This is a genomic window from Streptomyces sp. SPB074 (assembly GCF_000154905.1).
Lineage (GTDB): Bacteria > Actinomycetota > Actinomycetes > Streptomycetales > Streptomycetaceae > Streptomyces.
Genome location: NZ_GG770539.1, coordinates 842582 through 863700, shown reverse-complemented (window position 1 = coordinate 863700; position 21119 = coordinate 842582). Strand labels below are relative to the sequence as shown.

20 protein-coding genes and 4 pseudogenes are annotated in these 21119 nt (G+C 72.3%); 11 read left to right on the top strand and 13 right to left on the bottom strand.

The features are described from left to right. From SSBG_RS03555 to SSBG_RS03545, 3 genes and pseudogenes are all read left to right on the top strand, one after another. The coding region (locus SSBG_RS03555) for a hypothetical protein (protein WP_037868854.1) at window positions 1-659 on the top strand (659 nt) is incomplete at its 5' end. Then, the gene (locus SSBG_RS03550) at window positions 660-1613 is read left to right on the top strand and encodes a YihY/virulence factor BrkB family protein (protein ID WP_008744854.1); all 954 of its coding nucleotides are present in this window, start codon (window positions 660-662) and stop codon (window positions 1611-1613) included. A 4-nt stretch (window positions 1614-1617) separates the two neighbouring features. Then, window positions 1618-2399: pseudogene (locus SSBG_RS03545) on the top strand (phosphatase PAP2 family protein). A gap of 51 nt (window positions 2400-2450) precedes the next feature. Here SSBG_RS03545 and SSBG_RS03540 read toward each other — a convergent pair. Further along, window positions 2451-2771, bottom strand: a complete 321-nt coding sequence (locus SSBG_RS03540; protein WP_037871037.1) for a hypothetical protein — start codon at window positions 2769-2771, stop codon at window positions 2451-2453. A 164-nt stretch (window positions 2772-2935) separates the two neighbouring features. Between SSBG_RS03540 and SSBG_RS03535 the strand changes: the two genes are divergently transcribed. Beyond that, window positions 2936-4444 (top strand): catalase, encoded by a 1509-nt coding sequence (locus tag SSBG_RS03535; RefSeq protein ID WP_037871036.1) that lies wholly within the window; start codon window positions 2936-2938, stop codon window positions 4442-4444. A gap of 89 nt (window positions 4445-4533) precedes the next feature. Next, a complete protein-coding gene (locus tag SSBG_RS03530) occupies window positions 4534-5541 on the top strand; it encodes a YdcF family protein (protein ID WP_008744852.1) in 1008 nt (335 codons plus the stop codon). Between the two features lie 128 nt (window positions 5542-5669). Here the strand turns inward: SSBG_RS03530 and SSBG_RS03525 are convergent, their stop codons facing one another. From SSBG_RS03525 to SSBG_RS03490, 10 genes and pseudogenes are all read right to left on the bottom strand, one after another. Then, entirely contained in the window at window positions 5670-6011 is a 342-nt protein-coding gene (locus tag SSBG_RS03525) for a CHY zinc finger protein (RefSeq protein ID WP_008744851.1), read from the bottom strand. Continuing rightward, window positions 6008-6604, bottom strand: a complete 597-nt coding sequence (locus SSBG_RS03520; protein WP_008744850.1) for an energy-coupling factor transporter transmembrane component T family protein — start codon at window positions 6602-6604, stop codon at window positions 6008-6010. The genes SSBG_RS03525 and SSBG_RS03520 overlap by 4 nt, the downstream gene beginning before the upstream one ends. 10 nt (window positions 6605-6614) lie before the next feature. Beyond that, window positions 6615-7235: an energy-coupling factor ABC transporter ATP-binding protein gene (locus tag SSBG_RS03515; RefSeq protein WP_267880278.1), complete on the bottom strand. Its 621-nt coding sequence runs from the start codon at window positions 7233-7235 to the stop codon at window positions 6615-6617. A 114-nt stretch (window positions 7236-7349) separates the two neighbouring features. Next, window positions 7350-7796 (bottom strand): hypothetical protein, encoded by a 447-nt coding sequence (locus tag SSBG_RS34170; protein ID WP_234010335.1) that lies wholly within the window; start codon window positions 7794-7796, stop codon window positions 7350-7352. 106 nt (window positions 7797-7902) lie between these two features. Next, a pseudogene (locus SSBG_RS36000) lies at window positions 7903-8469 on the bottom strand (acetyl-CoA C-acyltransferase); the annotation flags it as partial. A gap of 28 nt (window positions 8470-8497) precedes the next feature. Beyond that, window positions 8498-8911: an AMP-binding enzyme gene (locus SSBG_RS33055; protein ID WP_050776717.1), complete on the bottom strand. Its 414-nt coding sequence runs from the start codon at window positions 8909-8911 to the stop codon at window positions 8498-8500. Between the two features lie 29 nt (window positions 8912-8940). Continuing rightward, window positions 8941-9351, bottom strand: a pseudogene (locus SSBG_RS35995) (AMP-binding protein); the annotation flags it as partial. Window positions 9352-9374: 23 nt separating this feature from the next. After that, window positions 9375-10129 (bottom strand): annotated as a pseudogene (locus SSBG_RS30635) (biotin transporter BioY). A gap of 887 nt (window positions 10130-11016) precedes the next feature. Then, window positions 11017-12195 carry an FAD-dependent monooxygenase gene (locus SSBG_RS03495; protein WP_050776716.1) on the bottom strand — a complete coding sequence of 393 codons (1179 nt, stop codon included), beginning with the start codon at window positions 12193-12195 and terminating at the stop codon, window positions 11017-11019. A gap of 116 nt (window positions 12196-12311) precedes the next feature. Continuing rightward, window positions 12312-13103 carry an alpha/beta fold hydrolase gene (locus SSBG_RS03490; RefSeq protein ID WP_008744844.1) on the bottom strand — a complete coding sequence of 264 codons (792 nt, stop codon included), beginning with the start codon at window positions 13101-13103 and terminating at the stop codon, window positions 12312-12314. Between SSBG_RS03490 and SSBG_RS03485 the strand changes: the two genes are divergently transcribed. The 5 genes from SSBG_RS03485 to SSBG_RS03465 all read left to right on the top strand — a co-directional run bounded on the left by SSBG_RS03485 (window position 13012) and on the right by SSBG_RS03465 (window position 17911). After that, the gene (locus SSBG_RS03485; protein ID WP_324603487.1) at window positions 13012-14013 is read left to right on the top strand and encodes an IS630 family transposase; all 1002 of its coding nucleotides are present in this window, start codon (window positions 13012-13014) and stop codon (window positions 14011-14013) included. The genes SSBG_RS03490 and SSBG_RS03485 overlap by 92 nt on opposite strands. A gap of 156 nt (window positions 14014-14169) precedes the next feature. Beyond that, on the top strand, window positions 14170-14841 hold the full coding sequence (locus SSBG_RS03480) for a tyrosine-type recombinase/integrase (RefSeq protein WP_234010334.1): 672 nt from the start codon (window positions 14170-14172) through the stop codon (window positions 14839-14841). Window positions 14842-15081: 240 nt separating this feature from the next. Continuing rightward, complete coding sequence (locus SSBG_RS03475; protein WP_037868851.1) at window positions 15082-16356, top strand: alpha/beta fold hydrolase; 1275 nt, start codon at window positions 15082-15084, stop codon at window positions 16354-16356. Window positions 16357-16414: 58 nt separating this feature from the next. Continuing rightward, window positions 16415-17056 carry an MBL fold metallo-hydrolase gene (locus SSBG_RS03470; RefSeq protein ID WP_008744840.1) on the top strand — a complete coding sequence of 214 codons (642 nt, stop codon included), beginning with the start codon at window positions 16415-16417 and terminating at the stop codon, window positions 17054-17056. A gap of 75 nt (window positions 17057-17131) precedes the next feature. Beyond that, window positions 17132-17911: an exodeoxyribonuclease III gene (locus SSBG_RS03465; protein ID WP_037868850.1), complete on the top strand. Its 780-nt coding sequence runs from the start codon at window positions 17132-17134 to the stop codon at window positions 17909-17911. A 290-nt stretch (window positions 17912-18201) separates the two neighbouring features. Here SSBG_RS03465 and SSBG_RS30630 read toward each other — a convergent pair. Further along, window positions 18202-19010, bottom strand: a protein-coding gene (locus SSBG_RS30630; RefSeq protein WP_086023088.1) for an IS5 family transposase whose coding sequence is annotated in 2 segments (ribosomal slippage) — window positions 18202-18671 and window positions 18671-19010 — 810 coding nt in all. Because the reading frame shifts where the segments join, the coding sequence is not laid out codon by codon here. A 119-nt stretch (window positions 19011-19129) separates the two neighbouring features. Here SSBG_RS30630 and SSBG_RS03450 point away from each other — a divergent pair. Continuing rightward, complete coding sequence (locus SSBG_RS03450; protein ID WP_008744639.1) at window positions 19130-20065, top strand: transposase family protein; 936 nt, start codon at window positions 19130-19132, stop codon at window positions 20063-20065. Between the two features lie 108 nt (window positions 20066-20173). On the opposite strand, the gene SSBG_RS03445 is transcribed toward SSBG_RS03450, so the two are convergent. Continuing rightward, entirely contained in the window at window positions 20174-21088 is a 915-nt protein-coding gene (locus SSBG_RS03445) for a transposase family protein (protein ID WP_008744837.1), read from the bottom strand. Window positions 21089-21119 lie beyond the last annotated feature (31 nt).

Below are 21119 nucleotides of genomic sequence, written 5' to 3'. Positions count from 1 at the left end.
CCCTCGACCCGGCCAAGGCCCTGGAGCGCGCCCTGACCGGACGCGCCCGGGGCGTCGACCTCGGCCGTGTCGAGGGCGACGGGCTCCCCGCGACCGCCTTCGCCGTCATGGCGGGGGCAGGCCTCGACGCGGCCGTCATGGAACGCACCGGGGACCGGGCCAAGTCCGCCCTCGGCTGGCCCGCCTACGTACTCGCCGGGATGGAGGAGATCGGCAAGGGCCGTACCGGGGTGACGCTGCGCCTGGACGGCGGCCCGGCCCTGCGCCGCGAGGCCCGCATGATCCTCGCCGCCAACGTCGGCACCCTCCAGGGCGGCGTCCGGATCGTCCCGGACGCCGCCCCCGACGACGGGTACCTGGACCTGCTGGTCCTCGACCCGCGCGGCGCGGGCGGCTGGCTGCGCACCCTGCGCACCCTGCTGCGCCACCAGGACACCACCGCCACCGGGCGGGAACCGCACCCCGTCGAGTACTTCCGCTTCCGGCACGCCGAACTCACCTTCGCCACCCCGCAGCCGCGCGAGTACGACGGCGAGAGCGCCGCGCACGGCACCCGCCTGATGCTCTCCGTGCTCCCCGGCGCGCTCACCGTCCTCGTCCCGCGCGAGGAGGGCGCCGCGCCCGTCCCGCGGCCTGCGCCGGGGGCGGTGACCGCGTAGATGGGCACCGTCTCCAAGGTCCCGGTGACCCGGGACATGACCGGTGAGGAGCTGTCCGCCGACGAGGCGCTGGCCGCACTGCGCCGCTACGGCCGCTGGCAGCTCGCCCGCGACTCCTTCGTGCGCTTCCGCTACGCGGACGGCTTCACCAACGCGCGCGCCCTCGCGCTCCAGACCGTGCTCGCCGTCACCCCGCTCGTCATCGCCTCCGTCGGCCTCTCCACCTCCCTGCACACCGAGAACCTGGGGCGCCTGGCCCAGCTCACCCTGCACGGCGTCGCCGCCGGGCCCAGCGCGGAGGTCGTGGACGAGGCCCTCGAACGCGGCGAGTACGCGGCCGGGGACGGCGACGAGATCGCCCTCTGGTTCGGCGCGATCTTCTCGCTCGTCAACGTCACGACCGCGATGTGCCAGATCGAGCGCGGCGCCAACCGCATCTACGGCAACGAGCGAGACCGCCCCTTCCACCTCAAGTACGGGCGCGGCCTCGTCATGGCGCTCACCGCGGGCATCCCGCTCGGCCTCGGCTTCGTCGTCATGATCGCGGGCGGCCACCTCGCGACCGCCGCCACCACCGTCTACGGGCTCGGCGCGCACGCCCGCGCGGTGTGGGAGTACGCGCGCTGGCCCCTCGGCCTGCTGCTCGCGCTCATCGCCGCCAGCGTCGTCTTCCGCAGCGCCCCGCGCCGCAAGCAACCCGGCTACACCTGGCTCGCGTTCGGCGCCGGCGTCTACCTGAGCCTGTGGACGCTGCTGACCTATCTGCTGAGCCTGTACCTGCGCCTGAGCGGCTCCTTCGACACCGTCTACGGACCGCTCAGCGCCTTCATGTCGCTGCTGCTGTGGGCCTACCTCACCTCGGTGTGCCTCTTCCTCGGCCTCTCCTTCGCCGCCCATCTCGAAGCCTCCCGCGCACACGTGCCCTTTCCCGTACGACCCGATCCCGGAGTGTGACACCGTGTCCTTGCCGCGCCGCCTCGCCGACCGCCACCGGCGGCCCGCCGACCGCAGGTTCGGTGTCCGGCTGCTCGGGGTCGCCGCCGTCACCGCGCTCGCCGCCGTGCCCTTCGGGCTGCTCGTGGTGCTCGTGGAGACCGAGTGGCGCCCGCTGCACCGGGTGGACGCGGGCGCGGCGGGGCGGCTCAACCGGGTCGCGCTCGACCACCCGGCGTGGACCTCGGCGCTGCGCCTCCTGTCGGACCACGTGTGGGACCCGGTGACGCTGCGCCTGGCCGTCGCCGCCCTCACCTGCTGGCTGCTGTACCGGCGCGCCTGGCGGCTCGCCGCCTGGTCGGGGGTGACCGCGGTGGCCGGCGCCCTCGTGGGACTGCTCGTGAAGCTCGCCGTGGAGCGGGCCCGCCCCGCCTTCCGGGACCCGGTGGCGCACGCGCCCGGCTACTCCTCCCTCGGCCAGCGATGACGGCCACGACGTCCTTCGCCGTCCTCGTCCTGCTGCCCTTCGTGCCGCAGGCCTGGCGGCCCGTGTGCTGGGCGGTCGGCATCGTCTCCGTCGTCGGCGTGTGCTTCACGCGCGTCGCGCTCGGCGTGCACTGGTTCAGCGACGTCGTCGGCGGCTGCCTGCTGGGTCTCGCGGTCGTCGCGGCGACCGCCTGGGCCTTCCGGAGCTGGCGCACCGACACCGGGCACTCCGGCGATGCGCTCACGGACGGCCTGGAACCCGAGCTCACCGGCGCCCACCCGGAGCCGGAGCCGCACGAGAGCCGTCCCGTCGGCCCCTGAGAGGACGGCCCGCGCCTGGGCGCCTCCCGGGGCGCCACCGGCTCCCCGGCCTCACCCGCTCTCGTCCAGCGCCCGCAGACCCTCCTCCCAGCGCCGCTCGCGCGCCGCCGCGTCCTGCTCCCACCACGGAGGGTCGCCCCGCTCGCCCAGCGCCCGCTTCGCGATCCCCACCCGCTCCCGGGCCGCCCGCTCCGCCGCCGCGTCCCGCGCGCGCAGCGCCGCCCCCACCGCACGTCGCGCGGCCATCAGGTGGTGCCGCAGCCGCCGCGCGACCTCCTCGGGCAGCGCGGGATCGGTGGCGCGCCAGCGGCGCCCCCGCACGCGTACGTGGTGCCCGTCCGCCGTCCGCTCCGGTTCCCGCTCTCCTGTCACGCCCCCAGCTCTACCCCGCCGCGCCCGCCCCGTCCGGGTGGACACACGGCCCGCGCAGGTTTCACTCCCGCCCGGGCGGATACGCGGGCCGGAAGCGGTCCCCCCGCCTCCGGCGGAGCGGAGCACCGCGCACGACAGCGAGGAGAGGCGGCCACACGTCCGACATCCCGGCAACCACCACGGACTCGGGTGCGCCCGTCGAGAGCGACGAGCACTCCCTGACCGTGGGAGCGGGCGGGCCGCTGCTGCTTCAGGACGGGTATCTCATCGAGCAGATGGCCCAGTTCAACCGGGAGCGCATCCCGGAGCGGCAGCCGCACGCCAAGGGCAGCGGCGCCTTCGGCCACTTCGAGGTGACCGGGGACGTGACGGCGTACACGAAGGCGGAGGTGTTCCGGCCCGGCACCCGGACCGAACTGCTCGCCCGGTTCTCGACCGTGGCGGGGGAGCGGGGCAGCCCGGACACGTGGCGCGACCCGCGCGGTTTCGCCCCGAAGTTCTACACCTCACAGGGCAACTACGACCTCGTCGGCAACAACACCCCGGTCTTCTTCATCAAGGACCCGATGAAGTTCCAGCACTTCATCCGCTCCCAGAAGCGCCGCGCGGACAACAACCTCCGCGACCACGACATGCAGTGGGACTTCTGGACGCTCTCGCCCGAGTCCGCCCACCAGGTGGCCTGGCTCATGGGCGACCGGGGCATCCCGCGCACGTGGCGGCACATGAACGGCTACGGCTCCCACACCTACCAGTGGAGCAACGCGAGCGGCGAGCGGTTCTGGGTCAAGTACCACTTCAAGACCGACCAGGGACTGGAGCACTTCACCCAGGACGAGGCCGACCAGATGGCCTCGGCGGACACCGACTACCACACGCGGGACCTCTTCGAGCACATCAGGGACGGCGCGTTCCCGAGCTGGACGCTGTACGTGCAGGTCATGCCGTACGCGGACGCCGAGGGCTACCGCTTCAACCCCTTCGACCTCACGAAGGTGTGGCCGCACGGCGACTACCCGCTCATCGAGGTCGGCCGCATGACGCTCGACCGCAACCCCACCGACCACCACGCCGAGATCGAGCAGGCGGCCTTCCAGCCGAACAACTTCGTGCCCGGCATCGGCCCGAGCCCGGACCGGATGCTCCTGGGCCGCCTCTTCTCCTACGCGGACGCCCACCGCTACCGCATCGGCGCCAACTACCAGCAGCTTCCCGTCAACGCCCCGGTCGTCCCCGTCCATTCGTACTCGAAGGACGGCCGGATGGCCTTCCGCAAGACGACGGACCCCGTCTACGCGCCCAACTCCAAGGGCGGCCCGGCCGCCGACACGGAGCGCTTCGGCACCCCGCCGAGCTGGCACGCCGACGGCGAGATCACCCGCGCCGCCTACGTGAGCCACGCCGCCGACGACGACTGGGGACAGGCGCACACGCTGGTCCGGGAGGTCATGGACGAGGCCGCGCGCGGGCGCCTCGTGGAGAACGTCGTGGGCCACCTGCTCAACGGCGTCACCGAGCCCGTCCTGGAGCGCGCCTTCGCCTACTGGCGGCACATCGACGAGGAGACCGGCACCCGCGTCGAGGAGGGCGTCCGCGCGAGGGCCGCGGAACGCGACCCGAAGGCGGAGCGGCAGGCGAACCCGGCCCGGGAGTCCATGCGGCGCAAAGCATGAGCCCCCGCCCTCCGGCCCCGTCACCCGCCCGGGCGCGGTCCCCGCGGACGGGCGGCTCCGCGGCCGGCCAAGCACCTTAGACTCTCCGCATGTTGGCCTACATCCCCGCGGCCGTGACGTTCCTCTTGTGCTGCGTGGGAGTGCTCCGGGACCGCCGCCGTTTCAGCAACGCCGTCCTGCTCGGCCTGTCCCTCGCCCTCGCCCTCGCCGTTTGGTGCCTCGTCCTCGTCCGCGAGGACACCCTCGCCGGGCGCGACGTGGCGGTCGCGGCCGTCGTCGTCGGCGCCCTGTGCGTCCTCGTCCCGGCCCCCTTCCTCCTCGCCAACGGCGTCACGATGGTCCGCAGGGAGGGCCGCGGCCCGGCCAACCTGCTCTCCCTGCTCGCCGGGCTCGGACTGCTCGCGCTCGCCGCCCTGCTCGTCACCGCCTTCGCCCTGCACGCCCGCGCCCTCCTCGTGCTCGCCGGCACGGTCACCGCGATCGCCGGGTACTTCGGCTTCCTCTTCTCCTGCCTGCTCGCCTACGCCTTCCTCTACGGCCACCTCCGCGTCCGCCGCCGGACCGACTACGTGGTGGTGCTCGGTGCCGGACTCCTCGGCGGCGAGCGCGTCTCGCCGCCGCTCGCCGCCCGCCTGGACCGGGGACTGGCCGCTCTCCGCACGCTCACCCGACGGGGGCGCGAACCGCTCCTGCTCCTCTCCGGCGGCAAGGGCGGCGACGAGACACTGCCCGAGGCGGAGGCGATGGCACGGTACGTCCTGGAGAAGGGCTTCCCCGATCGGCTCCTCGTGCGCGAGCCGGACTCCGCGACGACCGGCGAGAACCTCCGCAACAGCCACGCCCTCATGGCGAAGGCGAAGCCCGGCTACCGCTGCGTCGTCGTGACGAGCAACTACCACGTCTTCCGCACCGCCGTCACCCCCCGCCGCGCCGGAGTGCGGGGCCACGTCATCGGCGCGCCCACGGCCACGTACTTCTGGCCCAGCGCCACGATCCGCGAGTTCGTCGCCCTCCTGGCCGACTACCGCCGCACCAACGCGGCCCTGTGCCTCCTCCTCGCCCTCGGCGGAGCACTCGTGTGGTGGCTGAGCCGCTGACAGGCACCACGGACCCGCGCCCGCTCCCTCGTGGCGCGCGACAAGCGGACGGTGCGCGCTTGCCGTTGCCCTGGCCGCCTCGGCCCCCGGGCGGAGCAAGCGCGTGGCCGCCGGCTCGGGTGGAGGGTTCAGCTCTGGAAGTAGTAGTGGCGGTGGAGCTTGCAGCCGGGGTTGAACGCGGCGGCGCAGGCGGGGCAGGCATCGACGTCCAGGTAGACGGAGATGGTCAGCTCGGTGGAGCAGACCCCGCACAGGATCGCCTTCCGCCCGCGCTCCGCGCGCGGCCACTGCTCGGCGGGATGGTCCGCGCACTCCGCGTGGCAGAGGTGGCACGGGTAGTACGCGCCGCAGCAGGCGAAGCGGATGGCGATGACGTCGAGCGCCGTCGCGTAGTGCGCGCATCGCGTCTCCTCGTCGACGGTCTTGCCGAGGACCCGCACCGGCGACGCCGCGCCGTGCCCGGCGCTCACCGCACGCCCCTGGCCGTGAGGGCGTCACCGAGTTCGTCGGCGTACTTCAACGCCACCACGAGGAACGGCACCACGAAGGCGAACAGGCTCGACCCGCCGCCGCGCGCCCGTTGCGCGTCCCGCACGCTGAGCGCCAGCCGCGCGAGCACGGGGATCGTGTTGATCGCGACCGCGAGCATGAGCGCGATCCTCGCCGGGTCGATCCCGAGCCGCCCGAACGGGCGCAGCCCCCGTTCGAAGGCGTCGAGGAGATCGGCGGCACGAGTGCTCAGCACGAGCAGCGCGGCGAAGAGGATGGCCGCCATCATGCGAGAGGTGTTCGAGAGCGCCGCCTCGACGTCGAGGAAGACCAGCTGCGCGATCACGGTGACGGCGATGATCCAGCGGACGAGGAGCACCTGCCGGCTCAGCTCGCGCAGGCCGAGCCCCGAGGCCACGTACCCGAGCACGGTGACGGACACGGCGAGCGCGGCCGTCCACCAGGCGGTGGGCAGGAGCGAGAGGACGAGCACGACGACGAGCGTGCCGCACGCCTTCGGACCGGCGGGCAGCCGGTGCAGCCAGCCCGTCCCGGGGCGGTAGAGAGTGATCACGGCATCCTCGTCACGATCGCAGGCTCACACGGTAGGTGTCGATGACGCCCTCGGGCTGCCCCACGGCGACGACCCGGCCGCCTTCGAAGAGGACAGCGGTGTCGCAGCGCGCGGCGAGTTCGAGGTCGTGCGTGACGAGCACGAGCTGGTGGTCGCCCTCCGGGCGCAGGAGGTGCTCGGCCACCGCCCGGCTGTTGCGGGCGTCGAGGTAGGCGGTCGGCTCGTCCGCGATCAGCAGCGCCGGACGGCGGACGAGCGCACCGCACAGCGCGAGGAGCTGCTTCTGCCCTCCGGACAGCTCGTGCGCCGACCGGTCGGCCAGCGCGCCGAGGCCGAAGGCGTCGAGCGCCGCCGCGACCCGCGCGGCGATCTCCGGCTTCGTCAGCTTCGTCCCCCGCAGCGAGAAGGCGACGTCCTCGGCCACGGTCGGCATCACGATCTGCGCGTCCGGGTTGCTGAAGACGATGCTGACGAGCCGCCGAAGCGCCTTGGTCTCCTCGGCCGCGTCGACTCCGTGCACGTGCACGCGACCCGCCGACGGCTTCGTCAGGCCACCGACGAGGCGCGCCAGGGTGGACTTTCCGGAACCGTTCGACCCGATCACCGCGACGCGCGAGGCGTCGAGGCGCAGACCGACGTCTTCGAGGGCGAGGGTGTCACCGAGCCGGCACGAGACGTGGTCGAGCTCGATGACCGGGCGCCGGCCGGTACGGCGGTCCGGTGTCGGGGGGCACGGCGTCCGGGGTCATCGCACGACCTCGAACACCGCGGCCACGCCGAGCCCGCCGCCGACCGACGCCGCCGCCACGCTGATCCCGCCCGCCGCGGCCCCACCGCGGACGAGCCGAGAGAACAGGCGCACGACGGCGACCGCGCCGCTCGCGCCCCACGGATGACCGAGGGCGAGCGCACCGCCGTCGGCACACACCCGTTCGTCGTCCTCACCGATCCCGAGACGATCGAGTACCGCGAGGGTCTGCGCGGCGAATGCCTCCACGATCTCGAACGCCGCGACGTCGGCGCGGCCGAGGCCCGCACGGTCGAGCGCCGCCGTGATGGCGGGGGCGGCCCCGATGCCCGGGAGCGCCGGATCGCAGCCGACCACGGCGTGCGCGCGCGCCGCCAGGCCCGGCGCGGTCCCGCGGTGCGCCCCGCCCGGCACGAGCAGGACCCCGGCGGCCCCGTCGCTCACCCGGCACGCGTTGCCCGCGGTGAGCGTTTTCCCCCCCCGCGAACAGCGGAGGGAACCGGCGGAGGAAGGCGGCCGAACGGGCCTTGGCGACCTCGTGCCGCCGCTCCGCCCCGGGAAGGGGGACCAGCTCCGCGTCGAAGCGGCCGGCCGCGACCGCGCTCGCCGCACGGTGGGTGCTCCGCGCGGCGTAGGCGTCCTGGCGGGCGCGGGTGATGCCGTCGTGCCAGGCGAGGTCCTGCGCCGCGCGCGGCATGTCCGGATCGTGCCAGTCGGCCGGTGTGAACGGCGCGCGGGCGTACGCGACGCCGTCGAACGAGCGGACGGGCGCGGTCGAGGCGCTCTCGACGCCTCCCGCGACGCGGGGGCGCGCGTCACCCGCGCTGATCGCGATCGCCGCCTCGACGACCGCCGCGAGACCGTTGCCGCACTGGCGGTCGACCGTGAGCCCCGGCACGGCGGTCCCGAGGCCGCTGCCGAGGGCGGCGACGCGTGCCGGGTTGCCGCCGGGGCCCATGCAGTTGCCGAGGACGACGTCCGCGACCTCCGGGGCGGCGCCGAGCAGCGTCGTCGCGTCCTCGTGGACGGCGCGCACGACCGGCACGGCGAGCTGCTCCACCGTCAGGGCCGCGAGCGCACGGCCGCGGGTCGCGAGGGGGGTGCGCCGGGCGGCCACGACCACCGGGACGTCGTGGGCGGTGCGGTCAGTTCGCAAAACCGGCCACCTCCCCCGCTCGCACCGCGCGGATCAGCTCGGCGCGCGAGGGCTTGCCCGTCACGGTGCGCGGAAGCGCGTCCATGACGAACCAGCGCCGCGGCAGATGCGACGGCGCGAGCACCGCCGCACAGGCCGTCCGCAGCCCGGCACGGGTCAGCCGCGCGCCCGGTGCCGGCTCGACGACCACCGTCACCAGCTCACCGACCCCCGCGTGCGGCACCCCGAACACGACCGCGTCGGCGACCCCGTCCAGCTCCCGCACCGCTTCCTCGACATCCGCCGGGACGACGGTCGCCCCGGCGGTGAGGATCGCGTCGTCGGCGCGGCCCAGGAGCGTGAGCCGCCCCTCGTCCAGCCGCGCCCGGTCTCCGACGGTCGCCCACGCGCCGTCCCGCCGCAACGGTCCCGGAGGCCCGGGTACTCGCTGGCGACGAACGGCGAGCGGACCCAGAGGACGACGTCGTCGCGTACGTCGAGCGCGACGCCAGGAAAGGCGCGGAGCCCCGGACGGTCGCCCTCGCCGTCGTCCACCGCCACGAACGACAGCTCGGCGGCACCGTAGTACGCGATGACGCGGATGCCCCGCGCCTCGGCCTCCGCGCGCAGCGAGGGCGCGAGGGCCGCGCCGCCGATCAGCGCCGCGCGCAGTCGCGGCGGCGGACCGCCGTGGAGCAGGGTGCGCAGGCCGCCCGGGGTGCCGTGGAAGAGCGTCGCGTCGCGGAGGTCGCCGGCCGCGAGCGTGCGCGCGGGGGAAGGAGAGGGCGAGACCGGCGTGGGCGGCGTGTGCGACGGAGAAGAGGGAAAGCGAGGAGGCCGGAGGCGCGGACAGACCGAGGACATCGCCCTGCCGCACGCCGAGCAGCTTACCGACCGACGCGAAGGAGGACTCCCACGACGCGGCCGTCCGCAGCACGACGCGCGGTTCCCCGGTGCTGCCGGAAGTGAGCGTCGCCCACGCCTGGTCCGGTCGCGGGCGGGACGCGGCGGCACACGCGGTCACCGCTGCCCAGACGGACTCGCTCCAGCGGTCGTCCCCGGTGGCGGGATGCCGCCCGCGGTACGTTCGGCGACGGCGCGACGCGCCAGCGCGGCTTGGGTCCCCCGCGCAGGGGGACGATCCGGCCGGTACCCGGCCGGTCCTCCGCGCTCGCGCGAGGCGGCTCGCCCGGCACCACGTCCCGGTGGCGGGCCCACCCCGCGTTCCGGAACGCCCTCGGGTACGCGCGAGCCAGGTTCGTCGTGACGACCGTCGCGAGCGCGGCCTTGATGAGGTCGCCCGGCAGGAAGACGAGGCTTTGCAGGAACGTCTTGCCGAGCGGCAGCCGCGTCACCAGCGCCTGCACGGGGATGCCGAACGCGTAGACGACACCGATGCCGCCGACGAGGACACCGAGCGCTGTCCGCCACCCGCGCGGCTTGCCGCCGCCCGCGTGCACGACGAGACCGATGACGAACGCGCCGGCGACCCACCCGATCAGGTAGCCGGCGCTCGGACCGACGAACACCCCGACGCCGCCGCGGCCACCGGAGAGGAGAGGAGGCCGATCGCGACGAGGGCGAGCAGGACGAGCATCGCCACCATGCCGCGCCACGCCCCGAGCACCGCCCCGGCGAGCATCACGCCGAGCGTCTGCGCCGTGATCGGGACGGCACCGAGCACGGAGAACCCGCCGGGGAGCCCGAGCGCCGCGACGACGGCCGCGAACACCGCGATACGGGCGATGTCGGTCGCATCGAGACGGAGTCTTTTCATGTGGGTGCCTTCCTGAGCGGTGTCCAATTGAACGGCGTTCGGCACGGTTGCCGCCATGGCCGGTTCTGACACATCGCGCCGCCGCTGACGTGGCGACTTCACCAAGACCGCGTGACGCGTCCCCGAGCTCCGTGGACGTCACGGCGCACCTGCCGGCAGCCGGGCCGACGTGCGGCGGCGCACCGGCTGGGCACTGCGGGGGCGGGCGCGGGCGGGTGGGGGAGCGGGGGCGCACCGGCTCGGCACGTCGGGGGCAGGCAGACCTTGTCGCGGGGTGGGCCGGTGGGGGAGCGGGGGCGCCGGGGTGGGCGTCCACGGGGCGCTGGGGGAGTCCTGCGCGAGGTGTCGCCCGTCCGCCGCGAAGGGGCAGGGGGCGGTATCGGCCACGTGGACGCTCGGCCCGGAACCCGGCCGCCGCGCCACGATCACCGTGCCATCGGGCCACGACCGCCACGGCGGAGGAGCGCCAGGGCGGAGGAGCGGCAGGGCGGGCCGTACCCGGAACCGGCAGAGGCGCAGACATACTGAGCCTTTTCAGAGTGGGCACCGGACGGGTGACGGGCCGACGCGAAGGGTGGGCCGCGCTGAGCGCGATCGCGCAGGTTGATCGGCTGTCAACGACAGTCGGACCCTCACCATTGTGGGGTCAAGTTGAAAAGGCTCACTGACGTACTGACGTACTGACGTACTGACGTACAGAGGGGCGATGACCCGTCCGCACCGCCCCCGGATCTGTCGGTCAGACCTATCGGTCAGAGATCCTTGAGGAATTGCGGCGCATGAGGGATTCCGAGTGCGGATCTTTCCGCGAGCTGGGTTCCCGCGGCGGCCACGGTCCGCAGGTGACGGCCTCGTTCGCGCTCCCAGACGCCCAGTTGCTCGACCGGCAGCGGGGTAGCGGGATCCCAGTCCTTCAAGGCGTGGGCGAGCGAGAGCGCGTCGCCGACGGCTTTCGAGGTCCCGGAGGCCGTGTGAGGGCGCACCGTCCCGGCGGCATCGCCCAACAGCGCGACGCGTCCCGCGCGCATCCGGGTCAGCGGAAGGTCGTGGACGGGTTGCATGAACACGTTCGACGCGCCCACGAGGTCCGCCAGCACCGTCGGCAGGTGCTGCCGAGCGGATTCCAGCAGGGACAGCCGGGTCGTCCGGAGGAGCTGCCCAGGAGGGAGGAGCGTCCGGTACCGGGTCCCGTCGCGACTGGCCAGCGCGTGCGGGAGCGTTTCGGGCGTGACGTTCATGTACCACACCCAGTTCACCCGGCGCCGTCCCGGCTCCGTCTCCCCGTTCGGTCCGGGGACGAGGTAGGTCAGGAACTGGAGTCCCGCCACCGCGTACATCGTGAACGCGTCACGAAGCGTGAGAAGGACACGTTCCGAAATCGAGGATTCGGGTTCCAGCCCCCGCCACGCGACGTATCCCGCGTACCTCGCCGCTCCGGGAATGCCCGCGGAGACCCGCGCGGCGGACCCGATGCCGTCCGCGCCGATCACGAGGTCACAGGTGACCGCACGACCGTCCGCGAAGCGCGACACCACGGAATCGCCTTCCTCGGCCGTCTCCACGAGCTTGCTTCCCGGGTGGTAGGTGTCGGCGGGGAGCGCGTGGTGCAGGACCCGGTACAACGCGTCCCACGACGTCATGAGTTGGGGAGCGTCGTACGCGCGGATCTTTCCCTGGCGGTCGATTCTCTGCCGCCGCCGAAGCGGCACGCTCACCGCGGCCGCCGAGGAGCCGAGCCGCTCCAGGAGGTATTCCACCTCGGGCTGCATCACCACGCCCGCGCCCCGGGCCTGGATGCGTCCGGCGGACCGCTCGAACACCGGGACCCGGGCACCGATGCCACGCAAGGCGAGCGCGGCGGCCAGCCCGCCGATCGATCCGCCGGCGACAACGGCATGAAGTTCGCGTGCCAACAGGTCCTCTTCCCTCATCCGTTCACTACCGCGCCGTGACCGGCGTCTTCACTTTTCGCGCCGGAACGGGCTGTGCGGCATCACGTCGCCGGGCGGCGGCTCCCTGGGGGACCGCCGCCCGCCGACGCCGCGCCTCAGCCCTTGATGAACGCGAGGATGTCGGAGATCAGTTCCGTCTCGTAGGCTCCGTAGATCCCGTGCGGCGCTCCGGGGTAGACTTCGAGCGTGCCGTCCTTCACGAGCTTGACGGACTTCTCGGCCGCCGCCGCGATCGGCACGATCTGGTCGTCACCGCCGTGCGCGATGAACACGGGCACATCGAGCGCGCGGAGATCATCGGTCTGGTCGGTCTCGCTGAACGCCTTGACGCAGTCGTACGCGGGGACCAGCCCGGCCAGCATCCCCTGGCGCCAGAAATTGTCGATCGCGCCCTGGGAGACGGCCGAACCCTCCCGGTTCGCGCCGAAGAAGCTGACGGCGAGGTCCTTGTAGAACTGCGAGCGATCAGCCAGCAGGCCGCCGCGAATCCCGTCGAACACTTCGAGGGGAGTGCCTTCCGGACTGCTCTCGGACTTGACCATCAGCGGGGGAACCGCTCCAGCGGTGACGATCTTGGACACGCGCCCGGCACCGTGCTGCGCGGCGTAACGGACGATTTCGCCGCCCCCGGTCGAATGGCCCACCGGAACGATGTCCTGGAGCTCCAGGTGCTCGATGAGTTCGGCGAGATCCCTGGCATATTGATCCGAAACGCTTTGGGTGCAGGCTCGTTGATGGCGTGTGAGTGATGTGGTGGGGGATGCGCGGAGTTGGTCGCCGGACGCGCAGGAGGCTGTGCGGTTGCTGGCGGTGTCGGCGTTGGTGGAGGGCCGGGACCGGGTGGAGGTCGCCGCTCTGTTCAGGGTGTCGGTCAGGGCCGTGGACAACTGGTGGGCGAGGTGGCGGGCCGGCGGGCGGGACGCGTTGTTGTCCCGGCCTCGGGGCCGGCGCGCGGGTGAGCATCAGGTTCTGTCCGAGGCCGAGCAGGCCGCCGTGCGGCAGGCCGTTCTCGATCACACGCCGTCCGGCCTGGGGCTTTCGGGTCAGCTGTGGACGCGGGGGCAGATAGGCCGGCTGATCTTCAATCTGTACGGAGTCCGCTTCACCGGTCCCGGGGTCGGCAAGTACCTCAAGCGCTGGGGACTGACCTTCCAGCGGCCCGACAAGCGGGCCGTCGAGCGGGATCCGGAAGCGGTCCGCACGTGGCACGAGGAGACCTGGCCGGCGATCCACGCCCGGGCGAAGGCCGATGACGGCGAGATCCTGTTCGCCGACCAGGTCGGGATCCGCTCGGACCAGGTCACAGGCCGCACCTGGGGCATGAAGGGGAAGACACCGGTGGTCCGCCGCACCGGGAACCGGTTCTCCGTGAACGCGATGTCCGCGATCAGCACCAAGGGCCGGATGCACTTCATGGTCTTCACCGAGTCGTTCGACGCGACGGTCATGTGCCGCTTCCTCGCCCGCGTCGTCGGTCACTTCGACCGGAAGGTCCACCTGATCGTGGACCGGCACTCGGCCCACCGCTCGAAGACCGTCCGGGCCTGGCTCGCCGACCACCAGGACGAGATCGAACTGCACTTCCTGCCCTCGTACTCACCCGAACTCAACCCGGACGAGCTCGTCAACGCCGACCTCAAACGCAGCCTGCCCCACACCCACCGGGCCAGGAACCGGACCGAACTCGCCGCCGAGACCCGCAGGTTCTTCCACCGCCGACAACGCCAACCCCACATCATCACCGGCTACTTCAAAGCCCCGCACGTCCGCTACACCCTCGACGAACGAACCCCATGAGTTTCTGATCAATAGCGGATCACCTTGGACCGGGTGCGGGGGAAGCTCGGCCGAATCCCCCTCCAGGCTCTCACGGAGCAGGACGTGGAAGCGTGGATGCATTGGGCTTTGCGGCATGGGCGGGTGCGCGGCGGGAAGGCAGGGACCCCGCTCTCCGTGACCAGCGTGGACATGAGTCTTGCTCGGCTGAAGGAGGCTCTCGGGCGAGCTGTGACTCGTCGGCTGATGGCTGTCAACGTGGCGGAGTATGTGGTCATCCCGCGCAAGGCTCGCAAAGAGGAACGTAAGCGGAAGGAAACGCTGACGCCGTGGAACCCCGAAGAAGTGCAGATGTTCATACAGGGGATCAAGGAAGACCGTCTGTATGCCGCGCTCCTGCTCTCCCCCATGGGCCTTCGCCCAGCAGAGGTCTGCGGCCTTCGGTGGATGGACATCGACCTCGACCGGGCCACGGTTGTCATCGCGAAGACGCGCACGATGATGGGCAACCGGTACGTCGTAGAAAAGGACACCAAGTCCCTGGCCGGTGAGCGGGTGCTTCCGCTGCCTCGCCCTGTCCTTGCGGCCCTGAAGTCTTCGGAGGCAGCGCAGGCTCGGGAGAGGGCAGCCTTGGACGAGGCGTACACCGACAGCGGCTACGTCGTGGTGCACGAGACCGGTGAGGCGTTTACCATCAAGCGGCTGCGTCGGCGGGCGTACCGGCTCCTGGAGCTCCTGGAGCTCCGGCGGGTTCGTCTCTACGATGCCCGGCCTCGTGTCTCACCTACCTTGCGAACAATGGCGTACCGGACCATATCCTCGCGCGATGGGCTGGGCACACGAGCGTGAGGACCACCAAGAAGTGGTACGTGAAGCCGGAGGTGGAGGACCTTCGCGCTGCCGCCGCCACGTGGGACGGTCTCTACGGGATCGCCGAGGCGGAGTAGACGTGTCGCGCGGAGTACCGGCTGGAAGGCGGGAGCCGTGAGCGGACGGCCGTTCGGTTGGTATCTGGTTCCTCTTGCCGTGCCACACAAGAAGGACCACCCGGCGCCGTGACTGTTCGTGACAGATGAGAGGGTCGGCCGGGTGAGCGAAATATCACCGAACCCCTTGCAATACCGCCTCGACGGGCCAGAACACGCCCCCGTGCTCGTCCTCGGACCGGCCCTCGGTACCACATGGCACATGTGGGACCGGCAGGTGCCCGAGCTGAGCCGGCAGTGGCGCGTCCTCCGGTTCGACCTCCCCGGGCACGGTGGCGCCGCGGCCTATCCGGCCGACTCGGTCGGAACGCTCACCGACCGGCTCGTGCACACACTGGAGAGCGCCGGGATAAGCCACTTCGGCTACGCGGGCTGCGCCTTCGGCGGCGCCATCGGCATCGATCTGGCCCTCCGCCACCCCCAGCGCCTCGCCTCGCTCGCGCTCGTCGCCACCGCGCCCCGCTTCGGTACGGCCGACGAACACCGCCAGCGCGGCGTCGTCGTCCGCACGAACGGACTCGACCCCGTGGCCCGCACCTCGCCCGAGCGCTGGTTCACCCCCGGCTTCGCCGCCGCGCAGCCCGCCATCACCGACTGGGCCGTGCAGATGGTGCGCACCACCGACCCCGGCTGCTACATCGCCGCCTGCGAAGCCCTCGCGACCTTCGACACCAGCACCGCCCTCGACCGCGTCGCCACCCCCACGCTCGTCGTCGTCGGCGCCGAGGACGCCCTCGCCGGGCCCGCCCAGGCCCGTACCCTCGTCGCCGGGATCAGCGACGCGCGCCTCGCCCTCGTCCCCGGCGCCGCCCACCTCGCTCCCGTCGAACAGCCCTCCGCCGTAACGGACTTGCTCGTACGGCACTTCTCCACGAGCTGGTCGCCGCAGGCCGCCCTGCCCGTCGCCGCCGTTCCGGCCGCCGCGCCGCCGCCCGCCGCCCCGCACCCCGCGATCGCCCCGTACCGCGGCGACGCCGACACGGCGACCGGCGAGGACGCCGACACACGCGCCGCCGGACTGCGACTGCGCCGCGAAGTGCTCGGCGACGCGCACGTGGACACCGCGCTCGCCGCCACCGACGCCTTCACCGAGGACTTCGAGGACCTCCTCACCCGCTACGCCTGGGGCGAGGTCTGGCAGCGCCCCGGACTCGACCGCCGCCACCGCTCCTGCGTCGCCCTCGGCGCGCTCGCCGCCGCCGGGCACTTCGACCAGTTCGCCGTCCACGTGCGCGGGGCGCTGCGCGGCGGCCTCACGCCCGCCGAGATCAAGGAGGCGCTGCTCCAGATCGGCGTGCACTGCGGACTCGCCACCGCCGAACGCGCCTTCCAGATCGCACGCGAGGTCGTACGGGAGGAGACGAGCCCGCGCGAGTAGCCGGCACGGCACCACGCGGCGCCCCCCGGCCCCCCCCGCCCGCACCGGGTGCGCGAGGATGGGGCGCATGGAGCTGATCAAGAAGACCCACGCCTGCGTCCGCCTGGAGCACGAGGGCCGCACCCTCGTCATCGACCCGGGCGCCTTCAGCGAACCCGACGCCGCCGCCGGGGCCGACGCCCTCCTCGTCACCCACGAACACCCCGACCACTTCGACGGAGCCAAGCTCTCCGCCGCCCTGGAGGCGAACCCCGCCACCGAGCTCTGGACCCTGCGCGCCGTCGCCGAACAGCTCTCCGCCGCCTTCCCCGGACGCGTCCACACCGTCGGGCACGGCGACACCTTCGAAGCCGCCGGCCTCCCCGTCGAGGTGCACGGCGAACTCCACGCCGTCATCCACCCCGACATCCCGCGCATCACCAACATCGGTTTCTTCGTCAACGGGACCGTCTTCCACCCCGGCGACGCCCTCACCGTCCCCGAGCGCCCCGTCGAGACCCTGCTCCTGCCGGTCATGGCCCCCTGGAGCAAGATCTCCGAGATCATCGACTACGTCCGCGAGCTCGCCCCGCGACGCGCCTACGACGTCCACGACGCCCTCCTGACCGACCTCGCGACACCCGTCTACGAGGGCCAGATCGGCGCCCTCGGCGGCGCGGAGCACCACCGCGTGGCCCCGGGCACGCGGCTCACGGTCTGAGCGTTTACGAGGGCACACCCCCCGCTCGGACCGGGCTGAGCGGCGTTGTCCGAGGCGGCCGGTAGGTTGGTCGACATGCGTATCGCGACGTGGAACGTGAACTCGATCACCGCCCGGCTGCCGCGGCTGCTCGCCTGGCTGGAGTCGAGCGGCACCGACGTGCTGTGCGTCCAGGAGACCAAGACCACCGCCGAGGGCTTCCCCACCGAGGCACTGCGCGAGGCGGGATACGAATCCGCCGTGAACGCCACGGGCCGGTGGAACGGTGTCGCCGTCATCTCCCGCGCCGGGCTCGACGACGTCGTGAGCGGACTGCCCGGCCAGCCCGCCTACGACGGCGTCATGGAACCCCGCGCGCTCGGCGCCACGTGCGGCCCGGTCCGCGTCTGGTCGGTCTACGTGCCCAACGGGCGCGAGGTCGGCCACCCGCACTACGCCTACAAGCTGGAGTGGCTGGAGGCCCTGCGCACCGCCGTCGCCGACGACGCGGCGGGCGCGCGCCCCTTCGCCGTCCTGGGCGACTACAACGTCGCCCCGGGCGACGAGGACGTCTACGACCCCGCCGTCTTCGAGGGGCTCACCCACGTCACCCCGCCCGAGCGCGAGGCCCTCGCGAAGCTGCGCGCCACCGGCCTCGGGGATCTCGTCCCGCGCCCCCTCAAGTACGACCGCCCCTACACCTACTGGGACTACCGCCAGCTCGCCTTCCCCAAGAACCGCGGAATGCGCATCGACCTCGTCTACGCCAACGCCGCCTTCCGCACCGCCGCGAAGGGCGCCTACGTGGACCGCGAAGAGCGCAAGGGCAAGGGCGCGTCGGACCACGCGCCGGTGGTGGTGGACTTGGAGGTGTGAGGGGGAGGTGTGAGGGGGCGGGCGAGCTGTGCGGGGGAGGGGCGAGGCGGGGGCGGAAGGGGGGGCGGGGGAGGTATGGGCGTTCTGTGCGGCCTCGGGGCGGTCGTGGTGCGTGAGGTTCCGCCGGCACGCATTGCGAGGGGGTAGCGGGCTGTGCGTCCGGCGTGTGTGCGCCCTGGCGTGCGCGCTCCGGCCGTCGTGCTGCTGGCCGGTGGTGCCGCGGGTCGGCTGTGCGTGTTGGGGCGCCTCTTTCGTAGGGCCGCCGCTTACGCACCGCTTTACTGGTCGCTTCAGAATGAGGTTCGGAGTCGTCTCAAGCAGATGATGCTGCAGGCGAGTTGGAGCAGGCCGAGGTGGAGGTCGGCGCGTATCTCGTAGCGGATGCGGAGGCGTTTGAACTGGTGGAGCCAGGCGAAAGTCCGCTCCACGACCCAGCGCGTCTTGCCCAGGCCCGAGCCATGCGGAACACCTCGACGGGCGATCATCGGTTTGATGCCCCGAGCCCGCGGGAGGCGGCGGTACTTGTCGTAGTCGTAGCCGCGGTCGGCGAACAGCCGGCCCGGCCGGTGCCGCGGCCGTCCGACCAGGCCGCGGACGCGGGGTATCGCCTCCAGCAACGGTGTCAGCCGGGTGACGTCGTGCCGGTTTCCGCCGGTCAGGGTGACGGCGAGGGGTGTTCCATGCCGGTCGGCGATCAGGTGGTGCTTGCTGCCCGGCCGGGCACGGTCGACCGGCGAAGGTCCGGTGTGAGCCCCCCTTTCAACGCCCTGATGTGCGAGCCGTCGATCGCGCGGTCGTCCATGTCCAGCAGGCCGGCCTTGCGCAGTCCGGCCAGGAGGACTTCGCGCAGGCGGGGCCAGACGCCGGCCTCGGTCCAGTCCCGCAGCCGCCGCCAGGCCGTCACCCCGCCGCAGCCGGTCCGCTCGGCGAGCACGTCCCTCCAGCTCACGTTCTTGCGCAGCACGTACACGATGCCTCGCAGGGCGGCGCCATCGTCTGCGGGCAGGCGTCCGGGATACCGGTGGCGCCGCGGAGGTCGGGGCGGCAGCAGCGGAGCGATACGTTCCCACAGGTCATCAGGCACAAGATCATCCGACACCCGCACCACTCTGCCGCCACCAGAACTGATCGCCAAGCCCTCGCGCCGAACTCATTCTGAAACGATCAGTAACGAGCTGGTGCGTGATTGCGGTTGGGGAGGGATCGCGCGAGGGTGGGATGATCCAGTCCGTGGTGATCACGGTCGACCGGAACGTTCTCGCGCATCAGCTGTTCACCGGTGTCTCCCGGCAGCATCTGGCTTGCCTGGTCGAGGAGTTGGCTGGCCCGTGGCAGGCCATGATTGAGGGGCGTCGTCACGAGGCTCGCGGCGGGGCCAGGAAACGTGAGGCGGGGGCCGGTGCCCGGCATCGGCTGGTGTTCGTCGACCGGCTGGTCGTCACGCTGATTCACCTGCGGCACGATCTCCCGCACTCCGTCCTGGCCCTGTTGTCCGGTGTCGACCGTTCCACCGTTACCCGCGCGGTCGGAGAGATGCGCGGGCTCCTGGCCGAACGCGGATGCGCGGTCCCTGACCGTCCTGGCCTGCGGCTTCGGACCCTGGCGGATGTGTTCGCCTACGCCCAGGCCGAGGGCATCGAGCTGCGGCTGGATGCCACCGAGATCCAGGTCCGCCGGCCCGCAGCCGGCCGCGGCGGACGCCGGGCGTTCGTCTCGGGCAAGAAGAAGCAGAACACGATGAAGGCCACTGTCGTTGCCGACCATCAGGGCCGCACTCTCTGGACCGACGCCCTGCGGCCAGGCCGGATGCACGATGCGACCGCCACACGCAACGAAGGTATCGGAACCTGTTTCCAGCACTTCCCGGACGTGGAAGTGCTTCTGGACGACGGCTACCTCGGTCTCCGGCGTGATCACCCCGGCCAGGCGATCACACCGCCCAGAAAACCAAACAAGATCGCTTTGCCGCACGTGCACGCCGCCAGAGAAGAGGCCCGGCACCGACACTCATCGAAGCGCATCACCGTCGAGCACGCGCTTGCCGACCACAAACGCTGGAAACAGCTGACCCGCTGGACGCACCGGCGAGAGGCCCTGCCCGACACCTACCGGGCCATCGCCGGCCTCGTCTCCGACCGAACCGCCAACGCGTAACCACGCCCCTGATCAGGCAAACACGCCTCAACCGCAATCACGCACCAGTTCGTAACGAGTTGGTGCGTGATAGCGGGTGAGGTGTGTTTGCCCTGCTCACGGCCGTTTTCAGATGCTGGTGTTGCGGTCGGAGACGAGGCCGGCGATGGCGCGGTAGGTGTCGGGCAGGCGGTCGCGGCGATGTGTCCAGCGGGTCAGTTGCTTCCAGCGTTTGTGATCAGCGAGGGCGTGTTCGACGGTGATGCGGTCGGACGAGTGGCCGTGGCGGTCGCGTCCCCGTTGTTCGACTCTGTCGGGCAGTGCTCCCGGCCGGGGTTTTCTCGGCGGCGTGATCGCCTGCCCGCGATGGTCGCGGCTCAGCCCCAGGTAGCCGTCGTCCAACAGGACCTCGACGTCGGGGAAGTGCTGGAAGCAGATGGCGATGCCTTCGTCGCGGGCGGCGGTGGCGTCGTGCATACGCCCAGGTCGTAGGGCATCGGTCCATAACGTGCGGCCCCGCCAGCCGGCGATCACGGTGGCCTTCATCGTGTTCTGCTTCTTCTTGCCCGAGACGAATGCGCGCCGGCCGCCGCGGCCGGCCGGTGGCCGGCGGACCTGGATCTCGGTGGCGTCCAGACGCAGCTCGACACCTTCGGCCTGGGCGTAGGCAAACACATCCGCCGGAGTCCGAAGCCGCAGGCCGGGACGGTCGGGAACCGCGCACCCCCGCTCCGCCAAGAGCGTGCGCACCTCTCCGATCGCCCGGGTGACCGTGGATCGGTCGACACCTGACAGCAGCCCCAGCACCGAGTGCGGCAGGTCGTGCCGCAGGTGGATGAGTGTGGCCACCAACCGGTCGACGAACACCAGCTGATGGCGGGCGCCGGCGCCTTCGGCCCGCTTGCGGGCCCCGCCTCGCACAGCATGGCGGCGACCCTCGACCCCGGCCTGCCACGGCTCGGCCAACTCTTCGACCAAGCACGCAAGATGACGCCGGGAGAGCCCCGTGAACAGTCGATGCGCCAGCACCACCCGATTGACCATGATCGCCACAGCGGGATCATGCCATCCACGT